The following is a 10886-nucleotide window of genomic DNA, read 5'->3' as shown; positions in this document are numbered from 1 at the left end:
GCTTCCCTGCGCCGATGGTACTGCACTCGGGAGGGTGTGGGAGAGTAGGTCACCGCCGGACAATCTTTTGAGGAGAGGGTTCCGACACCTGTTGCGGGTGTCGGGGCCCTCTTCTTGCGTTTCCGGGCCCTGTTCTGGCGTCCTGAAGCGGTGCGACATGGTCGTGCACGTCATCGACTGCGCCACTCTTCGGGGGCTGTTCGGGGGCTGTTCGGGGGTTTGGTGGGCTGCCGTCCCCAAGGGGGCTTCGGTGAGGCCGTCCTCAGAGAAGATCTGGGCCGTGCGGCGGCGAAGGTGGGGTGCGGGGAGTGATGCCCACCCTGGCTCTATTGCTCTCCGGGGTGACGCTGGCCGGAACGATGAGGTGCCCTTCTCTCCTGCGTCGCCAGAACTGCTCTTCGGTAGCGCATTCTTTAGAGTCCCAGCGTGCTTGCCGGCGGGCGTTCTCGTCGTCGGTGATGGTCTCCTGCAGCCGTCGCAGTTCCCGCGAGGTGTAGCGCTGTGCGGACGCGACTAGGTGTTCGGGAGGGGCGAGCCGGCGACGGAACCGCGCGGCCAGCGCAGCAGTGCTCCCTGGAACTCTCGGCCGCCGCAGCGGCCACCGTGGCGGCCGCCGTGGCGGCCACCGTGGCGGCCACCGCAGCACTCCCCGGAACTGCGCGGCCACCGTGGCTGTCACCGTCTCGGCGTCACTGACGACGCCGAGATGCATCTTCTCTCTTCGGAGCCCAGGCCCTGGCCGAAGCAACCTGGAGATCCCACAAGGGACGCTCTAGCGGCATGTTGGTATATGCCGTGATAATGATCACGTGGTCGCGGCCGTGGCGAAGGCGATACTGCGGCTGGTCGTCGTGATCGCCTTGATCCTGCCGATCCTGCCGATCCTGCCGATCCTGCCGATCCTGCCGATCCTGCCGATCCTGCCGGTGAACAGGTCCCGAGAGCTGGCCGGCCTCGGCGGCGCCGCCGCCGATCGGGATTAGCGTCGCCGTCGATGCGGTCCCGCAAGCCACGTTTGTAGAACTTGGGGGTGCTCTCCTCGGTGGGCCGTATGGCTTATTCGAATCGCGGCCACATCGAGCCGTTCGCGTGGGGGTGCTGGGCACGTTAATGGTTGGATGTCGACGTTCATATCCTTGATGCTGGCGTGGGCCGTTCAATATGGATTGTTCCTTCCGACCGTCACATGGCGAGTGGCAGATGTCGGTGGGAAAGCTGGGGTTCGTCACGCTGAGAGTGAACCGGAAATCGGACTCAGGCTCGGCCGTTGCGTGCGGGTGCAGCGACGGAAGGCGCGGTTGTGCTTATCCGGCTTTGAGCATTGGCGATATCCCGGTTGGACAGGCTCGTGGACGGTCCACGGCTTGCTAGGCTGGAGGCACACCGGGCCACCCCCACGGGTGGCCTTCGTCGCGTAAGGCCCAGGGTGGGCGGCGACCAGCCACGGTGGACCGTTGTTGAGAGTCCGCTGGGTGAGCCAACGAAATGGACCAGAAGTGAACAGAGATAACGGACCGGACGGCGGACAGCGCGGGGGCGGCGACTACGAGGACAAGCGCCCGGGCGGAGGCGACAGGAGCGGCGGCTACGGCTCCCGCGGGCGAGACTCCGGCGGGGACCGTCCGTTCCGTTCCGGCGAAGGGTCGCGGTCCTACAACCGCGGCGACAGAGGGCCCCGGCGCGACGACTCCAGGGACGACCGCCCGAGCCGCCGTGACGGCGAGGAGCGCCGTACGTATCGCGATCGGGATGATCGCGGACCCCGCCGTGAAGGCGGTTACCAGGACCGGGGTCCGCGCCGTGAGGGCGGCTACCGCGACAACCGCGCCCCCCGGCGCGATGGTGACGATCGTGGACCGCGCCGCGAAGGCGACGATCGTCGTCCCTATCGGGACAGGGATGATCGTGGTCCTCGTCGTGAGGGTGGCTACGGTGAGCGTCGTGAAGGCGGTTACGGTCCCCGTCGCGAGGGTGGCGGTTTCCAGGATCGTGGACCCCGTCGTGAAGGCGGTTTCCAGGACCGGGGCCCCCGCCGTGAAGGTGGGTTCCGTGACGATCGCGGGCCTCGTGGTGCCGGCGGTGGGCGTGATGATCGTGGGCCGCGTCGTGAGGGCGGGTTCCGTGACAGCGGTCCCCGTCGCGAGGGTGGAGGGTTCCAGGATCGCGGACCCCGTCGTGAGGGTGGCTTCCAGGACCGGGGCCCCCGCCGAGAGGGTGGGTTCCGTGACGATCGCGGGCCGCGCCGCGAAGGCGGCTACCGTGACGATCGCGGGGACCGGGGCTCACGCGGCGAGGGCGGCGGTTACGGCGCCCGTCGTGAGGGTGGTTTCCAGGACCGCGGACCTCGTCGTGAGGGTGGTTTCCAGGACCGTGGACCGCGCCGCGAAGGCGATGATCGTCGTCCCTATCGGGACAGGGATGATCGTGGTCCTCGTCGTGAGGGTGGTTACGGTGAGCGTCGTGAGGGCGGTTACGGTCCCCGTCGCGAGGGTGGTGGTTTCCAGGATCGTGGACCTCGTCGTGAGGGCGGTTTCCAGGACCGGGGCCCCCGCCGAGAGGGTGGGTTCCGTGACGATCGCGGGCCTCGTGGTGCCGGCGGTGGGCGTGATGATCGTGGGCCGCGTCGTGAGGGTGGGTTCCGTGACAGCGGTCCCCGTCGCGAGGGTGGCGGTTTCCAGGATCGCGGACCTCGCCGTGAGGGCGGTTTCCAGGACCGGGGCCCCCGCCGTGAAGGTGGGTTCCGTGACGATCGCGGGCCGCGCCGCGAGGGCGGGTACGGCGGACGTCGTGAAGGTTCCTCCGACAGGCGTGAGGGTGGCTACCGCGACCGTCGTGAAGGCGGTTTCGGCGGTGACCGGGAAAGGGAGCAGCGCGACTCCAGGCCGTTCTCGAGGGACGACCGCGAGGAGCGTTCCGGTACGCGGGCCAGGTACGGCCGGCCGGAGCGGGAGGGCGAGGCCGCACCGCAGCGCGAGAAGCTGCCCGAGATGGCTCCCGACATCACCGTCGACGAGCTCGACAAGGAAGTTCTCGAGGAGCTGCGTTCGCTGCCCGGCGACCTGGCCGACCTCGTCGGCCGGCATCTGGTCGCGGCCGAGCGGGCGCTCGAAGAGGACGATCCCGATCAGGCGCACGAGCACACCAAGGTGGCGCGCAGGTTCGCGGCCCGCATCGGTGTCGTACGGGAGGCCGCAGGCATCGTCGCCTACCGGGCCGGGCACTTCTCGGAGGCGCTGAGCGACCTGCGGGCGGCCAGGCGGATGACGGGTTCGGAGGCGTACCTGCCGGTCATGGCCGACTGCGAGCGCGGTCTCGGCCGTCCCGAGCGGGCCATCGACCTCGTACGTTCGCCCGAGGCGGAGCGCCTCGACAGAGACGGGCGCATCGAGCTGACCATTGTCGAGTCCGGCGCCCGCCGCGACCTCGGCCAGCACGACGCCGCCGTGATCACTCTGCAGCGCCTCCCCGAGCTGCGCGACCCGCAGCCCAAGCCGTGGTCGGCACGGCTGGCCTTCGCGTACGCGGACGCCCTGGCCGACGCCGGGCACCAGGAGGCGGCCACCGAGTGGTTCGGCCGGGCGATGGCGTTCGACGAGGACGGCGAGACGGATGCGGCCGAGCGGTACGCGGAGCTGACCGGCGCCGTCATCGAGGACGTCGAGGAGGACTACGACGAGGAGGCCGGGCTCGACGGTGCGGCTGACGACGAGGACGAGCTCGACGAGGACTTCGACGGAGACGATGTCTCTGAGATCTCGGCCGCGGAGGATGAGGACGACGACGATGACGCCGCCGCCCTCGCCGAGGCCGGCGACCTTCTGGAGTCTGACGACGTTCAGGACGAAGCACCGGAGCAGGACGAATCCGTCGTTGTATCGGCGGACTCGGACGAATCCGTGTCCGAGGCTGCGCCGGTTGAGTCCCGGACTCAGTCGGTCGAGGACGAGGTCGCTGTCGTTGAGGGCGAATCCGCTGCTGCTGAGGCCGGTTCCGATGCGCGGCAGGCTGAAGTAGAGCCTGAGGCGGCGGACGCCGGACCCGAAGGCTCCACGGAGGCCGTTGACCAGGAGGCGGAGACCGACTCTGCTCGCGGCCAGCAGCCTGAGGCGGCCCCCGAGGCTGAGACGGCCAAGCGGGACGAGGTGGAGGAGGCGGCTGGGCAGGCCGAGCCGCCTGGGATCACGCCGGCGTTCATCGAGCCGAACTTCGGCGACGTGCTCGACGACGCCAACGAGACGCCCACGGACAAGCCCAAGAACGACTGACGCACACTCCGCACCGCCTCCCCTGCACTAGTGGGGGAGGCGGTGCTGATGTGTGGGGCTTTGTCAGTCTGTCTCCGCTCGGCGGTGGTGATCGTCGGGACGGTACAAAACCGTGGGCGGAGTTCGCGTCCCGGAGGGAAGCTCATGGTGGGACGCGGGGGCTCATGGTGAGACGTTGGGGTTCACGGTGGGACACGGGGTTCACGGTGACACGCGGTCGAGCCAGTGCAGGATCCCCGCGACGTTCGACGCGGCGCCGTTCAACAACTCGAACTGCTCCGCCGTAGCCTCATCGGCGGTCATCGCGCTGTACCGTTCCTTGGTGCGGTCTCTGACCATGGCGACGGCGTGGTCCAGATCCATGCCCTCCGACCGGGCCTGCTGCGTCAGATCAACCCAAACCCGGAGCTCTTCCGCAGACCGTTCAAGCGTCTCCTCAACCGCCTCGACCGGCCCGTAATGACTGAACAGTAACCTCTGCGGCCCAAGCGCTTCGAACAGCGCGATCGAGTCGAGTGCGGTCTTCAGGTCGAAGTCCGGCGGAGGGGTCGCGGGGCGCAAGTCGCCGGTTTCGGGCAGGTAGACGCCGGCCGCATCCCCGACGTACAGGTCGCCGGTGGCGGAGTCGACGAGGCCGACGTGGTGCTTGGCGTGGCCGGGGGCGTAGTGGCTGTTCAGCGTACGCCCGTTGCCCAGGTCGATGGCGCCGGTGTCACCGAGGGCGAGGATGCGTTCGGCTTCGGTGGGGGCCAGCTCGCCGAAGAGGGTGTCGAGTTTGTCGCCCCAGACCATGCGGGCGCTGGCCATGAGCCGTGACGGCTCGGCGAGGTGGCGGGCGCCCTTCTCGTGAACGACGACCTGCGCGGACGGGAAGAATCTGGCGATGTCGCCCACCCCGCCGGCGTGGTCGAGGTGGATGTGGGTCACGACGACCGTGGCCAGGTCGTCGGGGCCGACACCCAGCGAGGCGAGCGCGTCGCGCACCACGGGCGCCGAGGTCGAGGTGCCCGTCTCCACCAGGCACGGCCGGTCGCTCAGGATGAGATAGCCAGCCGTGATGCCCGCATATCCGGCCATTCTGGTGTCGATCTCATAGACGTCGCCGCCAAGCGCGGTGATGTTGTCCACAGGCACTCCTGATCGTCCAGCCGTTATCCCCAGAACGGCGTTCGAGCCGATCCGGCGTCCCCCTCATCGTAGAGAGTGATCCTCACCAGAGCACCGATAGGAGGACGACCGTGGATCGAAACGAAGTCTTGCTGGTGGGGAGACTGTCAGCGCCGGTCGAGGATCATCCGTTGCCGAGCGGCGACACCGTCTCGAAGTGGCGCATCATCGTGCGCCGCCGCCGGCACAGACGCGGCGCCGCCCTGACGGACAGCGTCCCGTGCGTCACGTTCAACCCGGAGACCGCCGCCGTGGTCCGCGCACTCAAACCCCGCGACTACATCGAGGTGACGGGGTCGTTCCGTTGCCGCGTTTTCGGGCCGTCGGCCGCCAAGATCTGGCGCTACGAAGTGGAGGTGAGCTCCGCCAGACCCTACGAAGCGGAGCTCGCGGAGCCCGCCGACCCGGTCGGCGACGGCGGCGCGGGCACGCTCGCCGTCCTGATCCCCAGACAGGTCCCCTACCTGGCGCCGGCCGTCTGACCGGTGACTGCCGGCCGACCGGGCGCGCACTTCGTCGGCGCCCGGCACTCAGTCGATCGCGAACGTGCGCAGGACCAGGCCGGTCCTCGGTTTGGGGCCGAAGGAGGTGGACTTGCGAGGCACTCGTTCGCCGCCGGCGGCCACCGCCAGCACGTCCTCGATCGCGAGCGGTCTCAGGATCACCGCGGTTCCGCCCGTACGTACGGCGAGCCGGGCCGCGGCCTCGGTGTCGTGGTGGACGATGCGCACGGTCCGTTCGTCGTCACGCATGCCCCACACCACGGGCAGCACGAACTCGGTGAGGATGGAGGTGTTGAGCGAGTTCCACCGATCGGAGTGATCGGGCGGCATGGCGCGGGCCAGCCGCACCGGATCCGGATCGGTGAGCAGCCGTGCGCCTCCCTCGCCGGCCAGCAGGAAGGCGGGCTCCGGCACGCTGTCCAGCGCGGCCAGGCCGCTCGCCAGGTCGTCGTAGTACCGCACCTGCCAGAAGCTCCGCGCCCTCTCGGTGGCCTCGCTGAGGGGGAGGCCAGGGATCACGCGGTGGATGGCCTTGAGGTCGGGCGGGTAGGCGGTGCTGTCCACGAGCAGAGCCAGCCCGAAGTCCCACGGCCCGGTCCCACCCGCGCTGGCACTGCCCGTGCTGGGCTCTTTCGTGGTGGGGGTGTCGGCGTCGGGTCGGCTCGTGCGGGGCTCACCCGTGATGGGCCCGCTCGTGGTCGGGGCACCTGTGGTGGGGCTGCGTGTGTTGGTACGGCCGGCGTCGGCGCGGGTCTCGCGAGGGCCACCGGCGTCGGTACGGCTCTCGTGGGGGTGCCTGGCATCGTGGCGGCTTGTGCTGGAGTCGCTGATGCCGGGCTCGTGGGCGGTGGCGTGTTCCTGGCGTTGCAGGACGCGGTACGTGGCGTAGCGGTGGTGGCCGTCGGCGATCAGGGCCTGGCGATGGTGGAGGTCGGCGTTGACTACGGCGATCTCCGCCGGGTCCGTGATGGCCCAGAGGCGGTGGGTCAGGCCGTCTTCGGTATGGGCGGTCACCAGCGGGCGTCGCTTGGCGGCCACCTCGTCCACCAGGGCCGTGGCGGTGCCGTTGTCGCCCTCGTACAGCAGGAAGATGGGCTCGAGGTTGGCCTGGGTGGTGCTCATGAGGGCGAGGCGGTCCGCGACGGGGCCTGGCATGACGTCCTCGTGCGGCAGGATGATGCGCTGCGCGGGGTCGGTCAGGCCGACGTCTCCGATCAGGCCGCGTTGCAGGACGTCAGGGCCGCTCTGTTCGTAGACGTACAGTGCCGGCACCTCGTCCGGGACGAGCACACCTTCCGCCAGCCACTCTTTGAGCGTTCTCCCGGCCTCGGCGTAGTCGGTGGAGGGCGGGTGGTTGGTGGTCGGTGAGGTTGTGTCTGGGATGTTGTGGGGTGGTGTGCTGGGTTCTGGGGCTGTATGGGCAGAGCGTGGGTGGTGAGTGGTCCGGGAGGTCTCGGCTGGGGCGTGATTGGATGACGCCGCCGGTTCCGGGGTGTGTTGGGCCGAGGGTCGGTGGTGGGTGGTTGAGGAGGTCACCTCCGGGCGGGAGGCGTGCGGGGCGGGCGGTTCCGGGGCGTGGTGGGGTGTGGACGAGGAGTCGCCGGGGGTGGAGCAGGGAAGGATGAGGCGTACGACGTTGTTCGGGTGAGAGTCCAGGAGGGCCTCGACGTCGGCGTCGGAGATCAGGTCGTACGGCGGGGAGGTCACCTTGGCGGGATCTTCGACAGCGAAACGCACGCCCCGGAAGGGCCGTAGCACCAGGCCGTCCGGCACCGGCAGTTCAGGAGTCCCCATACCGGGCATGCTGCCATAAGTGCTTAAACCTTCCGGAAGTCGCCCCATGGTCGCAGTCGTGCCCGTTCCGCGTCAGGGCGGAGCGGGGGAAGCCGTACAGCGATGAAGGAGTCCCCACACATGGCTCACGAGGGAAACGTTCATGATGAGAACCCCGGCGCTCCCCTGGGTGGTGTTTATGACTGGTATCAGCGTGGTGTCCGCTTGCTGAAGGAAGGGAGTCCGGCGGCTGCCGCGGCCCTGCTCGAACGGGCCGCTGCCGTGGAGCCCGAATCGCGCAGCATTCTTGAGGCACTGGCCCGGGCGCAGTTCAACTCCCGGCAGTATGCCGAGGCGGCGGCCAGCTTCCGGCAGATCGTGGATGCGAATCCGGCCGAGGATTATGCCTATTTCGGGCTTGGGCTGGCGTTGTGGCGGACGGGGGATGTGGAAGGGGCGCAGGAACCGCTGGCGATCGCGGTGGCCATGCGGCCGGATGAGCGGCATTATGTGTCGGCTTTGAAGAGTGTGCGGGCGACGTTGCGGGCACGGCGGGAGATGTGATCGCCGGGCCGCCATCCGCCCCGCTTTCCGTCCCGGCCTGATAATCCCTCGCTTAGGTTGGTTGTTGCAGGTCCGTCCAGGTTCCCGGCTACTCGTTGAGTGGCTTCCCGCACGGGTTCTTGGGCGGCGGTGAGCAGCGTGCGGCCCGCCGCCCAGGCGGTCCGCTTGTTGAGTGACTCCTCGACTGTTTTGATTCAGTTCTCGGGTGATCGTTGCGCGGCGCTCGGGTGGGTGCATGGGTTGGCCCGTTGGTCGTGTCTCAGTAGTTTGCGCTGGTGATCTTTCAGTTGGGCTCCTTGCGCTTGTGGCTCTCTGTTCAGGTCTGGGCTGTTCTCTCGTTCGGGGTGCCCTTCTTGTTCGGAGGCGTTCTTCTGTTCCGACTGCCCTTTCGGCGGGGCCGGCTTGTACGTCCGGGCATGGCGTTTCGTTCGGGGTGGGTCTGCAGGGCGGGCGGGGGTTTTACGGGCGTCTGTTGGCTTGGTGTCAGGTGGTGTGGCGGTCGGCGTTGGCGGTTATGGCGGCTTGGTAATACGCGGCCAGGCCGGGAGCTGTGGCGTCTATGGAGGCGGTGAAGCGGGGGTCGTTGACGTACATGTCGCCGAGCCCGCGGTGGATCTCGTACGTGCAGTCGTAGCACCAGCGGGTGATGTGGGCCCGATGTTCCTCCGCCAAGGCCATGGCGAGCTCGCCGTCCGCCGGAGCGCCCGAGCGCATCGCGTCCGCCATGCGCGAACTGAGGTCGCCCGCCTCCGCCATGAAACGCTGCCAGTCCTGCTTCGTGTACGCCGACGAGCGCCGCATGGCGTCTGCCCAGGCCTGGGTGCCGCCCCAGCGTTGCTCGGCCTCGGCCGCGTGTTCGTCGGGGTCGAAGCCGCCGAACAGTTCCTCGCGCTCCTGCGGGGTCAGGTCGAGTGGTGCGGACATGGTCATCCCTTCCTCAGGCGAATATGGGGAGGACGCTAAAGTCTCACGCAGCGTGAGAGTCAAACGGGAAGAGGCCCTGTGCTGATCGACGGCTATGACACCCTGCTGCTCGACCTCGACGGCGTGGTCTATCTCGGCAGCCACGCGGTGCCCGGGGCGCCGGAGGCGCTGGAGGAGGCGCAGCGGCGCGGCGCGCGGCTGGCGTACGTGACCAACAACGCCTCCCGTACACCGTCCGCCATCGCCGCGCACCTGCGCGAGCTGGGCGCGCCCGCCGAGGCCGGCGACGTGGTGACCTCGGCGCAGGCCGCCGCCCGGCTGATCGCCGAACGGGTTCCGCCGGGCGCGAACGTGCTCGTGGTCGGCGGCTCTGGACTGCGCCTGGCGGTGCGTGATCAGGGGCTGCGGCCGGTTTCGACGGCCGTCGAGTCGCCGGCCGCCGTGGTGCAGGGGATCGCCCCGGGGCTGTCGTACGGGCTGCTGTCGGAGGGTGCGCTGGCGGTGCGGCACGGGGCGCTGTTCGTGGCGTCGAACGGCGACAGCACGATGCCGACCCGGCGCGGTGAGCTGCCGGGCAACGGCGCGATGGTACGGGTGATCGCCGCCGCCACCGGCGTCGAGCCCGTCTACGCGGGCAAGCCCGAACCGCCGCTGCACCGGGAGTCGATGATCCGTACGGGGGCGCGCAGGCCGCTCGTCGTCGGGGACCGGCTCGACACCGACATCGAAGGGGCGACCAACGCAGGGGTGGAGAGTCTGCTGGTGCTGACCGGGGTCGCCACGCCCGCCGACGCGCTGACGGCTGAGCCCAGGCACCGGCCTACGTACATCGGAGAGGATCTGGGGGCTTTGTTGCGGCCCTATCCGGAGGTGCGTGACGGTGCCTGCGGAGGATGGCGGGCCCGGTGGCGGGAGGGGGTCCTGTTCCTGGAGGGGGAGGGCAGCAGGATCGACGGGCTGAGGGCCGCCTGCGACGCCGCCTGGGCGGCGGCCGGGGATGGGCGGGCGGAGGAGGATGCGGTCAAACCGGTGCTCGACCGCATCGGCTGAGAGACCGTTCCTGACCGCTCCACGCGGTTGGGTAGCTAGTGCTGGGGGTGGTCAGTGCTACTGCGTGTGTGCCCTCGGTGCTCGCCGCCTGCGCCTCCTCCTGGTGCCAGGATCTGTGCGGCACTCCAAGTGCCGCGGCCTGGGCGGCCGATTGGTGCTCGTGGCCTGGGGAGCCCGCTGCTGCCAGGGCCTGCGTGGTCTGCTGTTCCTGGCGGTGTGCGCGGGCGGCTGGGGGTGGCGTTCAGAGGAGTCTGCGGAGGCGGAGAAGGTCGCCGAAGCTGGCGTCGATCTTCACCCGTCCCCCGAGCAGTGCTCTGGCCAGGTCCAATTCCCCGTCGACCAGCGCGATCAAATCGTCGCTCACGATCGTGAGCTTGACGTCGGCGGCCTTGCCGTCCGCGGGCGGTTGCTCGGTGAACGGGTCCAGCCCCCCGTGGTGCAGCCGCCCGTAGAAGATCACGTCGAGGTCGGACACCCGGCAGCTGACCGTGCGCTCGACCACGTGCTTGGCCCGGTCCGCCTCGTCGATCTCGTCGAACTGGGCCACGAGCTTGGTCAGTGCCGCCCGGCAGTCCTCGACGCTTGCCATGATGCGTATCCTTTCTTCCCTTTGCGGACGGTAGCGTTCCACATCAGTAGC

Annotated in this window: 10 protein-coding genes; 5 read left to right on the top strand and 5 right to left on the bottom strand. The window is 69.2% G+C overall.

Annotated elements, in window-relative coordinates; all coding sequences use genetic code 11:
- Nucleotides 1-809 precede the first annotated feature (809 nt).
- A complete protein-coding gene (locus AB0C27_RS37750; RefSeq protein ID WP_357854492.1) occupies nt 810-983 on the top strand; it encodes a hypothetical protein in 174 nt (57 codons plus the stop codon).
- A 1299-nt stretch (nt 984-2282) separates the two neighbouring features.
- On the opposite strand, the gene AB0C27_RS37745 is transcribed toward AB0C27_RS37750, so the two are convergent.
- On the bottom strand, nt 2283-3083 hold the full coding sequence (locus AB0C27_RS37745; protein WP_357854489.1) for a hypothetical protein: 801 nt from the start codon (nt 3081-3083) through the stop codon (nt 2283-2285).
- Between AB0C27_RS37745 and AB0C27_RS37740 the strand changes: the two genes are divergently transcribed.
- A complete protein-coding gene (locus tag AB0C27_RS37740; protein WP_357854487.1) occupies nt 2988-4265 on the top strand; it encodes a hypothetical protein in 1278 nt (425 codons plus the stop codon). The two genes, AB0C27_RS37745 and AB0C27_RS37740, sit on opposite strands and share 96 nt — an antisense overlap.
- A 201-nt stretch (nt 4266-4466) precedes the next feature.
- Here AB0C27_RS37740 and AB0C27_RS37735 read toward each other — a convergent pair whose 3' ends face one another.
- Nucleotides 4467-5393 carry an MBL fold metallo-hydrolase gene (locus tag AB0C27_RS37735; protein WP_357854484.1) on the bottom strand — a complete coding sequence of 309 codons (927 nt, stop codon included), beginning with the start codon at nt 5391-5393 and terminating at the stop codon, nt 4467-4469.
- A gap of 110 nt (nt 5394-5503) precedes the next feature.
- Here AB0C27_RS37735 and AB0C27_RS37730 point away from each other — a divergent pair, with 110 nt between their 5' ends.
- Entirely contained in the window at nt 5504-5914 is a 411-nt protein-coding gene (locus tag AB0C27_RS37730) for a single-stranded DNA-binding protein (RefSeq protein WP_357854481.1), read from the top strand.
- 48 nt (nt 5915-5962) lie between these two features.
- Here the strand turns inward: AB0C27_RS37730 and AB0C27_RS37725 are convergent, their stop codons facing one another.
- Complete coding sequence (locus AB0C27_RS37725; RefSeq protein ID WP_357854479.1) at nt 5963-7729, bottom strand: DUF1015 domain-containing protein; 1767 nt, start codon at nt 7727-7729, stop codon at nt 5963-5965.
- 120 nt (nt 7730-7849) lie between these two features.
- On the opposite strand from AB0C27_RS37725, the gene AB0C27_RS37720 reads away from it, so the two are divergent.
- Complete coding sequence (locus tag AB0C27_RS37720) at nt 7850-8272, top strand: tetratricopeptide repeat protein (RefSeq protein WP_357854476.1); 423 nt, start codon at nt 7850-7852, stop codon at nt 8270-8272.
- A gap of 483 nt (nt 8273-8755) precedes the next feature.
- Here the strand turns inward: AB0C27_RS37720 and AB0C27_RS37715 are convergent, their stop codons facing one another.
- On the bottom strand, nt 8756-9196 hold the full coding sequence (locus AB0C27_RS37715) for a TipAS antibiotic-recognition domain-containing protein (protein ID WP_357854473.1): 441 nt from the start codon (nt 9194-9196) through the stop codon (nt 8756-8758).
- A gap of 78 nt (nt 9197-9274) precedes the next feature.
- Here AB0C27_RS37715 and AB0C27_RS37710 point away from each other — a divergent pair, with 78 nt between their 5' ends.
- On the top strand, nt 9275-10246 hold the full coding sequence (locus tag AB0C27_RS37710) for an HAD-IIA family hydrolase (RefSeq protein WP_357854470.1): 972 nt from the start codon (nt 9275-9277) through the stop codon (nt 10244-10246).
- Nucleotides 10247-10487: 241 nt separating this feature from the next.
- Here AB0C27_RS37710 and AB0C27_RS37705 read toward each other — a convergent pair whose 3' ends face one another.
- Nucleotides 10488-10835 (bottom strand): SCP2 sterol-binding domain-containing protein, encoded by a 348-nt coding sequence (locus tag AB0C27_RS37705; RefSeq protein ID WP_346114759.1) that lies wholly within the window; start codon nt 10833-10835, stop codon nt 10488-10490.
- Nucleotides 10836-10886: the final 51 nt, after the last annotated feature.

This window comes from Nonomuraea sp. NPDC048882, from assembly GCF_040649755.1.
Taxonomy (GTDB): domain Bacteria; phylum Actinomycetota; class Actinomycetes; order Streptosporangiales; family Streptosporangiaceae; genus Nonomuraea; species Nonomuraea maheshkhaliensis.
This window is presented reverse-complemented; position numbering and strand designations above follow the sequence as displayed.